13 protein-coding genes are annotated in these 16,713 nt (G+C 57.1%); 9 read left to right on the top strand and 4 right to left on the bottom strand.

Annotation, left to right across the window (positions count from 1 at the left end; translation table 11 throughout):
- The first annotated feature begins 57 nt into the window (after window positions 1-57).
- The 6 genes from menD (at window position 58) to FA91_RS12095 (ending at window position 6,909) form a co-directional block, all read left to right on the top strand.
- Window positions 58-1,710 (top strand): 2-succinyl-5-enolpyruvyl-6-hydroxy-3-cyclohexene-1-carboxylic-acid synthase, encoded by a 1,653-nt coding sequence (gene menD / locus FA91_RS12120; RefSeq protein ID WP_034916074.1) that lies wholly within the window; start codon window positions 58-60, stop codon window positions 1,708-1,710.
- Window positions 1,707-2,486: a 2-succinyl-6-hydroxy-2,4-cyclohexadiene-1-carboxylate synthase gene (gene menH / locus FA91_RS12115; RefSeq protein WP_034916073.1), complete on the top strand. Its 780-nt coding sequence runs from the start codon at window positions 1,707-1,709 to the stop codon at window positions 2,484-2,486. Before menD ends, menH begins: the two co-directional genes overlap by 4 nt.
- Window positions 2,483-3,340, top strand: a complete 858-nt coding sequence (gene menB, locus FA91_RS12110; protein ID WP_034916071.1) for a 1,4-dihydroxy-2-naphthoyl-CoA synthase — start codon at window positions 2,483-2,485, stop codon at window positions 3,338-3,340. The genes menH and menB overlap by 4 nt, the downstream gene beginning before the upstream one ends.
- Window positions 3,340-4,308, top strand: a complete 969-nt coding sequence (gene menC / locus FA91_RS12105) for an o-succinylbenzoate synthase (RefSeq protein WP_034916069.1) — start codon at window positions 3,340-3,342, stop codon at window positions 4,306-4,308. The genes menB and menC overlap by 1 nt, the downstream gene beginning before the upstream one ends.
- A complete protein-coding gene (gene menE / locus FA91_RS12100) occupies window positions 4,296-5,654 on the top strand; it encodes an o-succinylbenzoate--CoA ligase (protein WP_034916068.1) in 1,359 nt (452 codons plus the stop codon). The genes menC and menE overlap by 13 nt, the downstream gene beginning before the upstream one ends.
- 70 nt (window positions 5,655-5,724) lie before the next feature.
- Window positions 5,725-6,909: a nicotinamide mononucleotide deamidase-related protein YfaY gene (locus FA91_RS12095; RefSeq protein WP_034916066.1), complete on the top strand. Its 1,185-nt coding sequence runs from the start codon at window positions 5,725-5,727 to the stop codon at window positions 6,907-6,909.
- Between the two features lie 75 nt (window positions 6,910-6,984).
- Here FA91_RS12095 and yfaE read toward each other — a convergent pair whose 3' ends face one another.
- From yfaE to nrdA, 3 genes are all read right to left on the bottom strand, one after another.
- Complete coding sequence (yfaE, locus tag FA91_RS12090) at window positions 6,985-7,245, bottom strand: class I ribonucleotide reductase maintenance protein YfaE (RefSeq protein WP_034916064.1); 261 nt, start codon at window positions 7,243-7,245, stop codon at window positions 6,985-6,987.
- Window position 7,246: 1 nt separating this feature from the next.
- Complete coding sequence (gene nrdB / locus FA91_RS12085) at window positions 7,247-8,377, bottom strand: class Ia ribonucleoside-diphosphate reductase subunit beta (RefSeq protein WP_034916063.1); 1,131 nt, start codon at window positions 8,375-8,377, stop codon at window positions 7,247-7,249.
- Between the two features lie 77 nt (window positions 8,378-8,454).
- The gene (gene nrdA / locus FA91_RS12080; RefSeq protein WP_034916062.1) at window positions 8,455-10,740 is read right to left on the bottom strand and encodes a class 1a ribonucleoside-diphosphate reductase subunit alpha; all 2,286 of its coding nucleotides are present in this window, start codon (window positions 10,738-10,740) and stop codon (window positions 8,455-8,457) included.
- A gap of 637 nt (window positions 10,741-11,377) precedes the next feature.
- On the opposite strand from nrdA, the gene FA91_RS12075 reads away from it, so the two are divergent.
- Window positions 11,378-12,256, top strand: a complete 879-nt coding sequence (locus FA91_RS12075) for a hypothetical protein (RefSeq protein ID WP_034916059.1) — start codon at window positions 11,378-11,380, stop codon at window positions 12,254-12,256.
- Window positions 12,257-12,293: 37 nt separating this feature from the next.
- A complete protein-coding gene (locus tag FA91_RS12070; RefSeq protein ID WP_034916058.1) occupies window positions 12,294-13,058 on the top strand; it encodes a hypothetical protein in 765 nt (254 codons plus the stop codon).
- A gap of 35 nt (window positions 13,059-13,093) precedes the next feature.
- Here FA91_RS12070 and ubiG read toward each other — a convergent pair whose 3' ends face one another.
- Window positions 13,094-13,825 (bottom strand): bifunctional 2-polyprenyl-6-hydroxyphenol methylase/3-demethylubiquinol 3-O-methyltransferase UbiG, encoded by a 732-nt coding sequence (gene ubiG / locus FA91_RS12065; RefSeq protein WP_034916056.1) that lies wholly within the window; start codon window positions 13,823-13,825, stop codon window positions 13,094-13,096.
- A gap of 168 nt (window positions 13,826-13,993) precedes the next feature.
- Between ubiG and gyrA the strand changes: the two genes are divergently transcribed.
- The gene (gene gyrA / locus FA91_RS12060) at window positions 13,994-16,633 is read left to right on the top strand and encodes a DNA topoisomerase (ATP-hydrolyzing) subunit A (RefSeq protein WP_034916055.1); all 2,640 of its coding nucleotides are present in this window, start codon (window positions 13,994-13,996) and stop codon (window positions 16,631-16,633) included.
- The last annotated feature ends 80 nt before the right edge of the window (window positions 16,634-16,713 follow it).

The raw sequence follows: 16,713 nt of genomic DNA, 5'->3' as shown, positions 1-16,713 counted from the left end.
GATAGCCGTCGTCAACGCCTTTTATACTGCCCATCTGCACGCTGAACGGGATGGGTTATGTCACACAGCATATTCAACCGCCGCTGGGCCGGGATCATACTTGAAGCACTGACGCGGCACGGCGTGCGACACGTCTGCATCGCACCCGGATCGCGTTCTGCGCCGCTGACGCTGGCGGCTGCCGCTAATCAGAAACTCCACTGTCATACCCACTTTGACGAACGCGGCCTCGGGCATTTTGCGCTGGGGCTGGCAAAAGCCGTTCGTCAGCCGATTGCCATTATCGTCACCTCCGGCACGGCCGTGGCAAACCTTTATCCCGCCGTTATCGAAGCGGGCCTGACCGGCGAACGCTTGATTATTCTTTCTGCCGATCGTCCGCCTGAACTGATCGACTGCGGCGCCAACCAGGCGATTAGCCAGCCGGGTATCTTTGCCGGGCAGACTGCCGGGGCGCTCAACCTGCCGCGACCCACGCCGGAACTGCCTGCCCGCTGGCTGCTTTCGGCTATCGACTCGCTGCTCGGCGAACATCCTCACGGCGCGGTTCATGTTAACTGCCCCTTTGCCGAACCGCTTTACGGCGGCGATCCCGCCGCGTTCCGGGCATGGCATGACGATGCGGGAAGCTGGTGGCAGAGCGCGCAGCCGTGGCTGAGCACCATGAGCAGCCAGGCGGTGCCTGTTGAGCCACAGTGGCCGCGCCTGCGTGAGAAACGCGGGCTGATTGTGGTGGGAAAAGTCAGCGCGGAAGAGGGCGCTGCGCTGGCGAACTGGGCGCGCGAACTGGGCTGGCCGCTGCTGGCGGATGTCCAGTCGCAGACCGGCCAGCCGTTACCCTGCGCGGAGCTCTGGCTGCGCGAGCCGCAGGCTATCGAAGCGCTGGCCTCGGTGGAGTTCATCATACAGTTTGGCAGTCATCTGACCGGTAAACGGCTGACGGGACTGCTGACCTCGCTGCAACCTGAAAGGTTCTGGTTGATTGAAGCGATGCCGGGCCGACGCGATCCGGCGCACCATCGCGCCTGCCGGATGGTCACGGCGATCCTGCCGTGGCTGGCGCAGCATCCGGCGGTGCCGCAGGCGCCCTGGCACGGTACGCTCCAGTCGCTTGCCAGCGACGCGCAGCAAAAGCTCGGCCAGCGTTCAGGCGACTTTGGTGAAGCGCAGCTGGCGCACCGGCTGCCCGCGCTGTTGCCAGAGGGCGGCGCGCTGTTTCTTGGCAACAGCCTGACCATCAGGCTGGTGAACGCGCTGGCGCAGCTGCCAGCCGGTTATCCGGTTTATGCAAACCGCGGCGCCAGCGGTATTGACGGGCTGATAGCTACGGCGGCGGGCGTGCAGCGCGGCAGAGATAAACCATTACTGGCCATCGTCGGCGATCTCTCTGCGCTTTACGATCTCAACAGCCTGGCACTGCTGCGTGAGCAGCCTGTGGCGCTCATTGTGGTAAACAACAACGGCGGGCAGATATTTTCAATGTTGCCGACGCCGGAAGCCGAGCGCGCGCGCTTTTTCTCACTGCCGCAGCAGGCGGATTTTTCCTGCGCCGCCGGGCTGTTCGGCCTGCGTTACGCTCAGCCGCAGAGCTGGTATGCGCTTGCCGATGCGGTAAAAGAGGCCTGGCAGCAGGGCGCAACGCTGATTGAACTGCGCGTTGACGATGAAGCCGGGGCGCGTTTTCTGGCCGATGCGGCGAACGGACGATGATCCTTCACGCGCGCTGGCAGGGCCGCCATCGCCAAAACAGGCCGGTGCTGGTCTGGCTGCACGGTTTTCTCGGCAGCGGCGCAGAGTGGCAGGCGGTGCAGAACCACTTTACCGACTGGCCACAGCTCAGCGTCGATCTGCCGGGGCACGGCGGCTCTTACGCGCAGCGCGTGGACGGATTTGAAACGCTTTCGCAACGCCTTGCCGCCACGCTTCGCTTTCATCATGTCGAACGCTACTGGCTGATCGGCTATTCGTTGGGCGGTCGCGTTGCGCTTTATCATGCCTGTCGTCATGGCGATAACCACCTGGCGGGGGTAGCCGTTGAAGGCGCGCATACGGGTCTCGGCAGCGATGAAGAACGGCGACTTCGCCTGGCGCACGATACGCAGTGGTCGGCGCGGTTTCGCCAGCAGCCGCTCGGTGCGACGCTCCGCGCGTGGTATTGCCAGCCGGTCTTTGCCGATCTCAGCGAGGCGCAACGGCAGATTCTCATCCGCCTGCGTTTGCACAACCATCCTGACGGGCTGGCGGCGATGCTGCTCGCCACCTCGCTCGCGCATCAGCCCGATTTACAGCCCGCGCTGGCGCGTCTTTCCTGTCCTTTTCTTTATCTCTGCGGCGAACATGACCACAAGTTTCAGCGGCTGGCGCGGCAGGCCGCGCTGCCTGTTGCTCTGGTATCCCATGCGGGGCATAACGCGCACCGCGCCAATCCCCTGGCTTTTGCCCGCCATCTGGCCGGAGCCCTTTCTCCTGTTGAGGAAAACCGATGATCTATCCCGATTCTGACACGCTTTATGCGCCGGTTGAATGGTTCGACTGCGGCGCAGACTTCAGCGATATTCGCTTTCATAAATCCGCGGACGGCATTGCTAAAATCACCCTCAACCGCCCGGAAGTGCGCAATGCTTTTCGCCCGCGAACGGTGAAAGAGATGATGACGGCGCTCGACGATGCGCGCCACGACGACCGCATCGGCGTGATTATTCTTACCGGCGAAGGCAATGAGGCGTTCTGCGCCGGTGGCGACCAGAAAATTCGCGGCGACTACGGCGGCTACCGCGATGAGGCGGGCGTTCACCACCTCAACGTGCTGGATTTTCAGCGCCAGATCCGCACCTGTCCAAAACCGGTGGTGGCGATGGTGGCGGGTTATGCGGTCGGCGGCGGGCACGTTCTGCATATGCTCTGCGATCTGACCCTTGCCGCTGACAATGCGCAGTTCGGCCAGACCGGGCCAAAAGTCGGCTCGTTTGACGGTGGTTGGGGCGCGGCCTATATGGCGCGCATCGTCGGGCAGAAAAAAGCGCGGGAGATCTGGTTTCTCTGCCGGATGTACAACGCGCAGCAGGCGCTGGAGATGGGGCTGGTCAACACCGTCGTGCCGCTGGCTGACCTGGAGCGGGAAACCGTGCGCTGGTGCCGCGAGATGCTGCAAAACAGCCCGATGGCGCTGCGCTGCCTGAAGGCGGCGCTGAACGCCGACTGCGACGGCCAGGCCGGGCTTCAGGAGCTGGCAGGCAACGCCACCATGCTGTTCTATATGACAGAAGAAGGGCAGGAGGGGCGCAATGCCTTTAATCAGAAGCGCCAGCCGGACTTCAGTAAATTTAAGCGAAATCCCTGATGCGCGACGCGACGCTGTTTCATTATGAGATCCCGCTTGAGGCCGGCACCGTTCTGCGGGATCGTCGAATAAAAAGCCGCTGCGGGCTGTTGGTCAGACTACGCGAGGCAGGGCGGGAAGGCTGGGGCGAAATCGCGCCGCTGCCCGGCTTCAGCGCGGAATCACTACCGGAAGCGCAGGCGGAAGCCATTCGGCTGTCAGACGCCTGGTGTGAGGGTGAAATGCGTGCAGAGAGCAGCCTGCCCTCGGTGGCCTTTGGCCTCAGCCTCGCACAGGCTGAATTAGCCGCTGAACTGCCCGCAGCGGGCGACGTCGTGAGCGCGCGACTTTGCACCGGCGATCCCGATGCGCTGGTTGCAGAACTGCACCTACAGCAAACCCCGGTGGCAAAAATGAAGGTCGGCCTGTATGAGCCGGTTCGCGACGGTATGATGGTGAACCTGCTGCTGGAGGCGCTGCCGCATCTGACGCTACGGCTCGATGCCAATCGCTGCTGGAGCCTTGAGAAAGCCAGCCGCTTCGCACGCTTTATTACGCCTGCGCTGCATGGGCGTATTGCCTTCATAGAGGAGCCTTGCCGTACGCCGGATGAGTCCCGCTGCTTCGCGCAGGAAACCGGGATGGCGCTCGCGTGGGACGAACACCTGCGCGAACCGGATTTTACGCTGAGGGCGGAACCGCACCTGCGGGCGGTGGTCATCAAACCGATGCTGACAGGCAGTCTCAGGCAGGTCAGGCAGCTTATCGAAAACGCGCAGCAAAAGGGGCTGACGGTAGTGATCGGCTCGTCACTGGAGTCAAGCCTTGGCCTGACGCAGCTGGCGCGTATCGCCCGCTGGCTGACGCCGGAAACGCCGCCGGGGCTGGATACGCTCGATTTAATGCAGCAGCAGCTTGTTCGGCGCTGGCCGGGCTGTACGCTGCCGCGGGTGACCGCTGACGCGCTGGAAAGCGTATGGCAGCGCTGAGCGACTGGCCGTGGCTGCGGCATCCTGCGCATGCCGTGGCGCTGCGCTGCGCGGGCAACGCGCTTAGCTGGCAGACGCTGGCTGAACGCATTGAACAGCTGGCCGTGGGTTTCAGCCAGCAGGGCGTTCATCCGGGCGCGGGCGTTATGCTCAAGGCGAAAAGCAGCGAAACGGCGCTGCTGGCCTATCTGGCGCTGCTGCGCTGCGGCGCACGATTACTGCCCGTTAATCCGCAGCTTCCGACGACGCAGTTAATAAATATTCTGCCCGATCTCAACCTGGATTTTGCGCTGACGCTGGAAGGCGAGGCAGATTTCCCCGTTCCCGCCTTGCAGATGCAGACGCAGCCGGGCTGCCTTTCATTGCAGTGGCAGCCGGACGCCATCGCCACGCTGACGCTCACCTCCGGCTCCAGCGGCCTGCCGAAGGCCGTGGCGCACACGTTTCGCGCCCATCTCGCCAGCGCGACGGGCGTGGTGGCCTGCCTGAACTTCCACGCCGGTGAAAGCTGGCTGCTTTCGCTACCGCTGTTTCACGTTTCCGGTCAGGGCATTATCTGGCGCTGGTTGCTGAGCGGCGGCTGCCTCGTTTTGTCGGGGGAACGGCCCCTGCCTCAGGCGCTGGCGGCGGCGAGCTTTGCGTCGCTGGTGCCAACGCAGCTCTGGCGGCTGCTTCAGCAGCCAGCGCTGCCGGAAAAGCTCCACACCGTGTTGCTGGGCGGTGCCGCAATCCCTGAAGCACTGACCGCGCAGGCAGAGGCGCGCGGGCTGGCCTGCTGGTGCGGCTATGGCATGACAGAAACGGCGTCAACCCTGGTCGCGCGCCGCGCCGGGGCAGGCGCAACCGTCGGGCGAGCGCTCGACGGGCATCGTATCCGGCTGCATGAAGGACAAATTCAGGTGCGGTCGCTGGCGCTGGGCTGCGGCTACTGGCGAAACGGCGAGCTGTTGCCGCTGACTGATGATGCAGGCTGGTATTCAACCGGCGATCGGGGACGCTGGCACGGTGAGGAGCTGGAAGTGGTGGGGCGGCTGGACAATCAGTTCTTCTCAGGCGGAGAAGGCATCCAGCCCGAGCAGATTGAAAAAATTCTGCTGGCGCATCCTGCCGTCTCGTCGGTATTTGTGGTGCCGAAGGCGGACAGCGAATATGGTCATCGCCCGGTGGCGCTGCTGGCCGCCGACGCGCCGCTGCCCGATATTGCCGAATGGGCAACGCGTCGCCTGGCCGGTTTTCAGCGGCCGGTGATGTGGTATCCGCTCCCCGCCCTGCACGCGGGCGGCATCAAAATCTCACGCCGTCAGCTTGCCGAGTGGGTGGCGGCTCAGGCGACGGTAACGGGCTGAGCAAAACGGTATTGTATTTATTCCCCGCGCTTCCTACAGTTAATCCACTTACGCGGAGTGGGAGAAGACAGTGATACGAGTGGAAATGCTCTCAACGGGCGATGAAGTGCTGCATGGACAGATTGTCGATACCAACGCGGCGTGGCTGGCCGATGTCCTGTTTCAGAACGGGCTGCCGATGACCAGCCGACAGACCACCGGCGACGATCTTGCTGAGCTGGTAACGGTATTGACCGAACGCAGCAGGGTGGCCGACGTGCTGATCGTCAATGGCGGCCTGGGGCCAACCAGCGATGATCTGAGCGCGCTGGCGGCGTCCCGCGCGGCGGGCGTGCCGCTGGTGATGCAGGAAGCGTGGCTGGCGAAAATAGAGGCTTTTTTTGCCGGGCGCGGACGTAAAATGGCGGACAGCAACCGTAAACAGGCGGAGATCCCACAGGGTGCGGAGATGCTGGACAACCCCATCGGCACCGCCTGCGGCTTTGCGCTGATGCTGAACCGTTGCTGGATCTTCTTCACGCCCGGCGTGCCTTCCGAATACAGGATGATGGTCGAACAGCAGATCCTGCCGCGGCTGAAGGCGCGTTTCTCACTGCCGGAACCGCCGGTCTGCCTGCGCATGACCACGTTTGGACGCGGCGAAAGCGATCTGGCCGCCGATATCGAACCTTTGACGCCGCCTGAGGGCGTGGTGGTGGGCTATCGCGCCTCCATGCCGATTATTGAGCTTAAGCTGAACGGCCCGGCTTCAAAGCTGAAAGAAATGGAAGCGTTCTGGCGGCAGGTGCGGGAAATCGCCGGCGAAAGCGTGATATTCGAAGGCACCGAAAATCTGCCGGCACAGCTTTCGCGCAGGCTCAACGAGCAGAATCTGACGCTGGCGATCAGCGAGCAGTTTACCGCCGGTTTACTTCACTGGCAGCTTGCCTCGGAACAGGCTCCGCTGGCTGCGGGTGAGGTATTGCCGACGCAGCAGGAGTCGCTTTCCGGGCTGGCCGCGCGCGCGCAGCAGATCCCGTCGCAACTGGCGCTGGTGGTGGGCGGTCTTGATGACGAGCAGTTGGGTTTTGCGCTGAAAACGCCTGACGGCTGCTGGGCGCAGCGTGTGAAATTCAACGTGAGTCACCATGCGCTGAAAACACGTCAGGAGATGGTAGCAATGATGGCGCTGAATATGCTGCGTCGCTATTTGTCCGGCATGGAAGTCTCCACCGGCCACGGCTGGGTGAAAGTGGTGGAAACGCTGAAAATCTGAACATCAGGCTTTTGGCTACACGGTGGACAAATGGCTGTGCGGGCAAGGGCATCAGGTGATAATACGGGCAGAAAGCTACATCTCAATTTCAATATCGCCTTTCGCCGTGCAGCAGCACGGCAATATCTCGCCATCCTCTATAAACGCCAGCGGCGCTGCGGCGTAGCACACTTCACCCTTCAGCAGCCGGGTACGGCAGGAGCCGCAGTAGCCTTCCCGACACTGATATTCAACGCAGATTTTATGTGACTCCAGCGCGTCAAGCAGCGAGCGATGCTCTTCCTTGCAGTGAAGCTGCGTGCCCGAAGCACGCAGCGTAATGATCGCATCTGCCATTTTACAGCTGGAAGTCGTCGAAATCGTTTTCGCCCACTTCGGAGTCAATCTGACCCACCAGATAAGAGCTGACTTCCACCTCCTGCGGCGCCACCTGCACGTTGTCCGACACCAGCCAGGAGTTAATCCACGGAATAGGGTTGGAGCGCGTCTGGAAGGGCAGATCGAGTCCGACCGCCTGCATGCGGATATTGGTGATGTACTCAATGTACTGCCAGAGGATGTCTTTATTCAGGCCGATCATCGAACCGTCGCGGAACAGGTATTCCGCCCACTCTTTTTCCTGCTGCGCCGCAAGTACAAACAGGTCATAACACTGCTGACGACATTCACGGGCAATCTCAGCCATTTCAGGATCGTCCTCGCCGCTGCGCAGCAGATTGAGCATGTGCTGGGTGCCGGTCAGGTGCAAAGCCTCGTCACGCGCAATCAGGCGGATAATTTTCGCGTTGCCTTCCATCAGTTCGCGCTCCGCAAAAGCAAAGGAACAGGCAAAGCTGACGTAGAAACGGATCGCTTCCAGCGCGTTGACGCTCATCAGACAGATGTAGAGCTGCTTTTTCAGCTCGCGCAGGCTCACGGTAACCGTTTTGCCATTCACCTGATGCGTGCCTTCACCCAGCAGATGCCAGTAGTTGGTCATCTCAATCAGATCGTCGTAATAGCCGGAAATGTCTTTCGCGCGCGACAGGATCTGCTCGTTAGTGACGATATCGTCGAATACCACCGCCGGATCGTTAACGATGTTGCGGATAATGTGAGTGTAAGATCGTGAATGGATGGTTTCCGAAAAGGCCCAGGTTTCCACCCATGTTTCCAGTTCGGGAATGGAGATCAGCGGCAGCAGCGCCACGTTCGGGCTGCGGCCCTGGATAGAGTCCAGCAGCGTCTGATATTTCAGGTTGCTGATGAAAATGTGCTTTTCGTGATCGGGCAGCTTCTGGTAGTCGATGCGATCGCGCGACACGTCCACTTCTTCCGGGCGCCAGAAGAAGGAGAGCTGTTTCTCAATCAGCTTTTCAAAAATGTCATATTTCTGCTGATCGTAGCGTGCAACGTTCACCGGCTGGCCGAAAAACATCGGTTCACTCAGCTGATCGTTTTTGTTCTGTGAGAAAGTGGTGTAAGCCATAAGCGTCAATCCGTCAGGCACAGGCCGGAAACCGGCCCGGAGAAAGTAACAAGGGGCAAACGCGCTGCCCCTGTGGATTAGATTTTGCAGGCGCCGCTTTCGCAGCCGTCGTCCTGAATGGAAGGCGCCAGGTCGTCCTGTGCATCTTCCGCACCGTCACGGGTGTTCTGATAGTAGAGCGTTTTTACGCCGAATTTATAGGCGGTCAGCAGGTCTTTCAACAGCTGTTTCATCGGCACGCGACCGTTGGCGAAGCGCTTGGGATCGTAGTTGGTGTTCGAGGAAATAGCCTGATCGATAAACTTCTGCATCAGACCAACCAGTTGCAGATAGCCGTCGTTGTTCGGCATATCCCACAGCAGCTCATAGTTATCCTTCAGGCGTTCGTACTCCGGCACCACCTGGCGCAGGATGCCGTCCTTTGAGGCTTTGATGCTGATGTGACCGCGCGGCGGCTCAATGCCATTCGTGGCATTCGAAATCTGCGAGGAGGTTTCCGACGGCATCAGGGCCGACAGCGTTGAGTTGCGCAGACCGTGCGTTTTGATCGCTTCACGCAGCGCTTCCCAGTCGAGATGCAGCGGCTCATCGCTGATAGCATCCAGATCTTTCTTGTAGGTGTCGATCGGCAGGATGCCCTGCGCATAGGTGGTTTCATTGAACCACGGGCAGGCGCCTTGCTCTTTTGCCAGTTCGTTCGAAGCCTTTAGCAGCCAGTACTGAATGGCTTCAAAGGTTTTGTGGGTCAGGTTGTTGGCGCTGCCGTCCGAATAGCGCACGCCGTTCTTCGCCAGATAGTAGGCGAAGTTAATCACGCCAATGCCCAGCGTGCGGCGGCCCATTGCGCCGCGCTGCGCCGCCGGGATCGGATAGTCCTGATAATCCAGCAGCGCGTCCAGCGCGCGGACGGCGAGGGTCGCCAGCTCCTGCAAATCATCCAGGCTGTCAATGACGCCAAGGTTGAACGCGGAGAGCGTACAGAGCGCGATTTCACCGTTTTCGTCGTTCACATCCATCAGCGGTTTGGTCGGCAGCGCGATTTCCAGACACAGGTTTGACTGGCGCACCGGCGCGATGGTCGCATCGAAAGGGCTGTGGGTGTTGCAGTGATCGACGTTCTGAATATAGATACGTCCCGTCGAGGCGCGCTCCTGCATCATCAGCGAGAAGAGATCGACCGCCTTCACGCGCTGTCTGCGAATGCTGTCGTCTTTCTCGTATTTCGTGTAAAGGCGCTCAAACTCATCCTGATCGGCGAAGAAAGCATCGTACAGGCCGGGCACGTCCGACGGGCTGAACAGGGTGATGTCTTCGCCTTTAAGCAGGCGCTGGTACATCAGCTTGTTGATCTGCACGCCATAGTCCATATGACGCACGCGGTTGCCTTCCACGCCGCGGTTATTTTTCAGTACCAGCAGGCTTTCTACTTCCAGGTGCCACATCGGGTAGAACAGCGTTGCCGCACCGCCGCGCACGCCGCCCTGCGAGCAGGACTTCACCGCCGTCTGGAAATGCTTATAAAAAGGAATACAGCCGGTGTGGAACGCTTCGCCGCCGCGGATTGGGCTGCCCAGTGCGCGAATGCGGCCGGCGTTGATGCCGATCCCGGCGCGTTGGGAAACGTATTTCACGATAGCGCTGGAGGTGGCGTTGATCGAGTCGAGGCTGTCGCCGCACTCGATGAGCACGCAGGAGCTGAACTGGCGGGTTGGGGTGCGCACGCCGGACATGATCGGCGTCGGCAGTGAAATTTTAAAGGTAGAGATGGCGTCGTAGAAACGCTTCACGTAGTCAAGACGCGTCTCGCGCGGGTAGCCAGAGAACAGGCAGGCCGCCACAAGAATATAGAGGAACTGCGCGCTTTCGTAGATATCACCGGTGACGCGGTTCTGCACCAGGTATTTGCCTTCAAGCTGTTTTACCGCCGCATAGGAGAAGTTCATGTCGCGCCAGTGGTCGATAAAGCCGTCCATCTGGGTGAACTCGTCCTCACTGTAATCTTCCAGCAGGTGGCGATCGTACTTGCCGAGATCGACCATACGCTTCACCTGGTCGTAGAGCTTCGGCGGTTCAAACTGGCCATAAGCCTGTTTACGCAGGTGAAAAATCGCCAGGCGCGCGGCCATGTACTGATAGTCAGGCGCCTCGCGGGAGATCAGATCCGCCGCTGACTTGATAATGGTTTCGTGGATATCGGAGGTTTTGATCCCTTCATAGAACTGGATATGAGAACGCAGCTCAACCTGAGAAACGGAGACGTTTTCCAGACCTTCGGCAGCCCAGTCAAGCACGCGGTGGATTTTATCGAGGTTAATGCGTTCGGTGCGGCCATCGCGTTTAGTGACAAGCAGACTCTGATTCATGTTGCGTGGTGTCCTGTCCGTGAGTCGAAAATATCCCCTGCTTATACACAGCGCGCCCGGATGTGCGTAAGTCTGTGGATAAACACTATATATAGGGGGTAGGTTAACTGCGAGTAACAATATGGTGAGTATTTTAGTAATTTATTGGCGCTTAACAAGGCTTGATTTTCGGTTGATTTTACTGTCCAGCGGGGTGATTTTTTCTTAAGCCCGCGTTCTTAAAGGGGCGGGGAGAAGTCAAGCGGTTGATATTTTTTTTTGAAATTTGATTGCTGACCGCTTTCTGAGGAGCAGAACGCTGCGCCGCCTCGCTCCGTCTGTGATTTTCGTGCTGCTCAGGGTCAGTCGGCAGCAAACAGCGTGTTCCTTTTACAGCACAACGGAACGGCATAGAAAAAAACAGGGCCTCTGGTAATTTATAAAACGCGACCAGCAAAACGTTTTACAGGAGGAATGCGACATTAAAAAATTAATTTTATTGTATAAAGAGTAAATTATCATGCTTATTATTTTTATCATTGAGGAGATAAAAATAATCGATCAATTGCTATTAAGTAATCGGGAAATAACCTGAGCTTGAGTTATAAATCAAAGCTCATGAAGTGATTATTTTCCGTTCAATATTTGGAGAAAAACAATGAAAATGTATAAATCCGGTGGGCAAGATACTTACATTGAAACGCCCTATTACAGACATCATGGCGCAACATTTATTGCACAACAGCTTATGCAGCTAAGCAATCAAACCAGGAAAAACAGTGCGTCAGCCTCTGTCCTGCGAGCCAGTAATCCGATTGACATCATGAATAACGGTGCATCGGTTGTTTCAATGGCAGGAAGCTTCCTTTCGCTTGCTGCGTTATTTATGGATATGGAAGCCGGCCCCGGTACGACTACCTTTGGTGATAAATATCGTATTAATAACTATTCTGGCGGCACACTGGTACATACCGATGCATCTGTGCTGGAGTCATCGCATGCGGGTTATAATACTATCCCTTATGAAGGCATTATCCAGCCGGGGAGTAGTGGTGCGATTAAAGTGACCTGGTTGAGTTCAAACAATAACGACCGTCCTCTTTTATACTATACATTTGAAGTTGGCTTTTCCTGGCAGGATGTCCGAACAGATTTAGACTCAGAAATAGGAGAACCTTTAGGATTCAAATTAAAATTTCAGTGTAGCCGAAATTCACTTTCAAAAAATAAAACATTTTCACTTATTCGGCTGGAAGAAATAAGCATTAATCATTCCGCAATAATGGTTAATGCGAATTATATTTTAAGTTTGGATAAAATTACCGAAAACACGCAGTCAGACTGGGATAATTTAGACCATATCTGGACGGACTATCCAGGAGGGAAAATGATGGCGATTAAGATCCATCGCCTGAACGTAAACTTTCTGTTGGTTATCTCTTGCCCTCTTGTTCACTATGACTATGACTCTTACGATGCATATCGAAATGCATTTGGTAACGGTGGGCTGGTGCAAATCAATCTCATCAGAATTTGATTGTTATCCCTTTTAAATATTTTTTTTGAGGTGGTCTGTGCCAAATAAATATATTATGCGCATATCTGAGGATTTTCGTTTAGTACAAATCGCATTGCGCGATCTTGAAACTCGCAATTTAAAAGACAATGCGGATAACTCCCGTATTTTTATGCTGACGATTGGTTTTCTGTCGGCGATATCTTCTATTGTTTATGGTGGTGCTGCACTCGCTAACAGCATTAAGCAAAAACAGCAGCAGGCACTTGCTGCGGCTGAAAGCAGGAAAAAAAGGCTGGATATATCTGTTATTAATTTTTCATCAGATATTGTCACTATCCCTGTACTGGGGTCACCGAGCAGCGGCGATACCATGGCCCATGGCGGTATCCTTCCGCAGAATGCTGAAACCAGCCGAACGCTTACGCCGCATTATCAGTCAGGAAATAAATCCAGTGAAATTGCCAGCTTCAAATTTTGTTTTATCTTTAATGATTACGATGCTGAAGAATTACTCGCCTTTCACTGCCGTTATCGCTATAAATCAGAGCAGAATGCCTGGCAATTTGAATCAAGCGAGTTGAGCATCGTTAATGAAGACGAGAACGACAGTTCAGGCATATTTGGTCAGACAATTTCTAAGTTAACTTTTGCTGATGTCGGCTCTGTTGCCCGGTCTCCCTGTTTTGTTATTTTTAACTCAAAAGGAAAGCCGTTTAAACTTGTTTCTGTCTCAGCAGGTCAACAGGCTACCGGACAAAATAAAATGGTCATCTCGGTGCTCGATTTAGATACAGACGTGACTGCTATTGTTGGAGGATAAGTTAAACGGGCCAGTTTTCTGGCCCGTTATATTTTTTATCGGGCAGAATCGGCGTTGCGAGTATGCACCATATAATTCACATCCACGCCAGGCGCCAGTTTGAACCTGTTAGTCAGCGGATTGTAATGCAGGCCGATAATATGCTGCTCACGCAGCGACGTTTCATCCACCCAGCCCAGCAGCTCGCCGGGACGAATAAATTTTTTAATATCGTGGGTGCCGCGCGGCACCATGCGCAGAATATACTCTGCGCCGACAATCGCCATCAGCCACGATTTGCTGTTGCGATTGAGCGTCGAGAAAAAGACCTCGCCGCCGGGCCTGACCAGTTTTGCACACGCCTGAACTACCGAGCGCGGATCGGGCACGTGTTCCAGCATCTCCATGCAGGTGACCACGTCATACTGACCGGCAAACTGCTCAGCATGCTCTTCCACGGTCTGCTGCACGTAAGTGACGTTGACGCCGCTCTCCAGCGCGTGCAGGCGGGCGACCTCCAGCGGTTCGGCACCCATATCCAGGCCGGTAACTTCCGCGCCTTCACGCGCCATGCTCTCGGCGAGAATGCCGCCGCCGCAGCCAACGTCCAGCACTTTTTTACCAAACAGGCCGTCGCTGTGCCGGGCAATATAGCCAAGGCGAAGCGGGTTGATGCGGTGCAGCGGCTTGAACTCGCCTTCCAGATCCCACCAGCGGGACGCCACCGCTTCAAATTTCGCAATTTCGCTGCTGTCGACGTTGGCTACTGCCCCTGTTTCACTCTTCATTTCCGTTCCTGGCTGTAAAGTTTGTACAGAGTATACCTCTTTCTCTGACGCCATGTGCAGGCGACCATTAAAGCGGGCAAAATCACGCTTTCCGTTCACCGCCATCGCTAAAGGTGATATACTTTCGCACCTTTGAATCCGGGAATAATTTAGAAGGAAAGCGCCTCCATGAGCGACCTGGCCAGAGAAATCACACCGGTCAATATTGAAGAAGAGTTAAAGAACTCTTATCTGGATTACGCAATGTCGGTCATTGTTGGCCGCGCACTGCCGGATGTACGGGATGGCCTGAAGCCTGTGCATCGCCGCGTCCTCTACGCTATGAATGTTCTGGGCAACGACTGGAACAAACCGTACAAAAAATCTGCCCGCGTTGTCGGCGACGTTATCGGTAAATATCACCCTCACGGTGATACCGCGGTCTACGACACCATTGTGCGTATGGCTCAGCCGTTCTCGCTGCGCTACATGCTGGTAGATGGTCAGGGCAACTTCGGTTCCGTTGACGGCGACTCAGCCGCCGCAATGCGTTATACCGAAGTTCGCATGTCCAAAATTGCCCATGAGCTGCTGTCGGATCTCGAAAAAGAGACCGTTGACTTCGTGCCAAACTACGACGGCACCGAGCAGATCCCGGAAGTCATGCCGACGAAAATCCCCAACCTGCTGGTTAACGGTTCGTCCGGCATTGCGGTTGGCATGGCGACGAATATTCCTCCTCATAACCTCACGGAAGTGATCAACGGCTGCCTGGCCTACATCGATGATGAGAACATCAGCATTGAAGGGCTGATGGAGCATATCCCGGGGCCAGACTTCCCCACGGCGGCGATCATCAACGGTCGGCGCGGCATTGAAGAAGCTTACCGTACCGGACGCGGCAAAATTTACATCCGCGCGCGCGGCGAAGTGGAAACGGATGCGAAGACCGGCCGCGAAACCATCATCATTCATGAAATTCCTTATCAGGTTAACAAAGCGCGTCTGATCGAGAAGATGGCTGAGTTAGTCAAAGAGAAGCGTCTTGAAGGCATCAGCGCGCTGCGCGATGAGTCCGATAAAGACGGCATGCGCATTGTGATTGAGATCAAGCGCGATGCGGTTGGCGAAGTGGTACTGAACAACCTCTATTCACTGACACAGCTGCAAACCTCTTTCGGCATTAATATGGTTGCCCTGCATCAGGGCCAGCCAAAAATTATGCCGCTGAAGGATATTCTGGAAGCGTTTGTGCGACACCGCCGTGAAGTGGTGACGCGCCGTACCATTTTCGAACTGCGCAAAGCGCGCGATCGTGCGCATATCCTTGAAGCGCTGGCCATTGCCCTGGCGAATATCGATCCGATTATCGAACTGATCCGTCGCGCGCCAACCCCGGCAGAAGCTAAAGCGGGTCTGGTTGCCCGTCCGTGGGAGCTGGGCAACGTTTCGGCGATGCTGGAGCGCGCGGGCGACAATGCCGCGCGCCCTGAATGGCTGGAAGACGAGTTCGGCATCCGCGACGGTCAGTACTATCTGACCGAACAGCAGGCTCAGGCGATTCTGGATCTGCGTCTGCAAAAGCTGACCGGCCTTGAGCACGAGAAGCTGCTGGATGAGTACAAAGCGCTGCTGGAGCAGATCGCTGAACTGCTGCGTATTCTGGAAAGCTCAGAGCGCCTGATGGAAGTGATCCGCGAAGAACTGGAGCTGATCCGCGATCAGTTTGGCGACGAGCGCCGTACCGAGATCACCGCCAACAGCGCCGATATTAATATCGAAGATCTGATCAACCAGGAAGACGTGGTGGTTACGCTGTCGCATCAGGGCTACGTGAAGTATCAGCCGCTGACCGACTATGAAGCGCAGCGCCGCGGCGGCAAAGGCAAGTCGGCCGCGCGTATCAAAGAAGAAGACTTTATCGACCGCCTGCTGGTGGCGAATACGCACGATACGATTCTGTGCTTCTCCAGCCGGGGTCGTCTCTACTGGATGAAGGTTTATCAACTGCCGGAAGCCAGTCGCGGCGCACGCGGACGTCCTATCGTCAACCTCCTGCCTCTGGAAGCAAACGAACGCATCACCGCCATTCTGCCGGTGCGTGAATACGCGGAAGGCTGGAACATCTTTATGGCAACCGCGAGCGGTACGGTGAAGAAAACCGCTCTGACTGAGTTCAGCCGTCCGCGCAGCGCCGGGATCATCGCCGTCAACCTGCGCGAGGACGATGAGCTGATCGGCGTGGCGCTGACCAACGGCAGTGACGAAGCAATGCTCTTCTCCGCTGGCGGTAAGGTTGTTCGCTTTGCGGAAACTGCCGTCCGCGCGATGGGGCGTACCGCTTCCGGCGTTCGCGGCATCAGGCTGGCGGAAGGCGATCGCGTGGTATCGCTGATTGTGCCGCAGGAAGAGGGCGCAATCATGACCGTAACCCAAAACGGCTACGGTAAGCGTACCGCCAGCACGGAATACCCGACCAAATCGCGCGCCACGCAGGGCGTGATCTCGATTAAAGTCACCGAGCGTAACGGGCCGGTGATCGGCGCTGTGCAGGTGGTCGACAGCGATCAGATCATGATGATTACCGATGCCGGCACGCTGGTGCGTACTCGCGTATCGGAAGTCAGCGTAGTGGGACGTAACACCCAGGGCGTGATCCTGATCCGCACCGCCGAAGACGAAAGCGTGGTTGGCCTGCAACGCGTCGCTGAGCCGGTGGCGGACGAGGAGCTGGATGCCATCGACGGCAGCGTCGCGGAAGGCGAGGACGATATCGCGCCGGAAGTGGAAAATGATGAAGACGCGCCGGAAGGCGATGAGGACGAGTAATCGTTCCCCACGTTAATAATGAAGCCGCTTCATCTGAAGCGGCTTTTTTTATACCACTCGCTTCCTCCCGGGCGGCAGAG

This window comes from Erwinia sp. 9145, from assembly GCF_000745075.1.
Lineage (GTDB): Bacteria > Pseudomonadota > Gammaproteobacteria > Enterobacterales > Enterobacteriaceae > Erwinia > Erwinia oleae.
The sequence above is the reverse complement of the archived record's forward strand: the minus strand, read 5'-3'. Positions and strand labels throughout refer to the sequence as shown.

Bases quoted from the DNA above. Each gene is read 5' to 3' on its own strand.
- yfaE (WP_034916064.1), bottom strand. From the start codon at position 7,245: ATGGCAGATGCGATCATTACGCTGCGTGCTTCGGGCACGCAGCTTCAC.
- FA91_RS12075 (WP_034916059.1), top strand. From the start codon at position 11,378: ATGAAAATGTATAAATCCGGTGGGCAAGATACTTACATTGAAACGCCC.
- menD (WP_034916074.1), top strand. From the start codon at position 58: ATGTCACACAGCATATTCAACCGCCGCTGGGCCGGGATCATACTTGAA.
- nrdB (WP_034916063.1), bottom strand. From the start codon at position 8,377: ATGGCTTACACCACTTTCTCACAGAACAAAAACGATCAGCTGAGTGAA.
- ubiG (WP_034916056.1), bottom strand. From the start codon at position 13,825: ATGAAGAGTGAAACAGGGGCAGTAGCCAACGTCGACAGCAGCGAAATT.
- menB (WP_034916071.1), top strand. From the start codon at position 2,483: ATGATCTATCCCGATTCTGACACGCTTTATGCGCCGGTTGAATGGTTC.
- nrdA (WP_034916062.1), bottom strand. From the start codon at position 10,740: ATGAATCAGAGTCTGCTTGTCACTAAACGCGATGGCCGCACCGAACGC.
- menH (WP_034916073.1), top strand. From the start codon at position 1,707: ATGATCCTTCACGCGCGCTGGCAGGGCCGCCATCGCCAAAACAGGCCG.
- menE (WP_034916068.1), top strand. From the start codon at position 4,296: ATGGCAGCGCTGAGCGACTGGCCGTGGCTGCGGCATCCTGCGCATGCC.
- menC (WP_034916069.1), top strand. From the start codon at position 3,340: ATGCGCGACGCGACGCTGTTTCATTATGAGATCCCGCTTGAGGCCGGC.
- gyrA (WP_034916055.1), top strand. From the start codon at position 13,994: ATGAGCGACCTGGCCAGAGAAATCACACCGGTCAATATTGAAGAAGAG.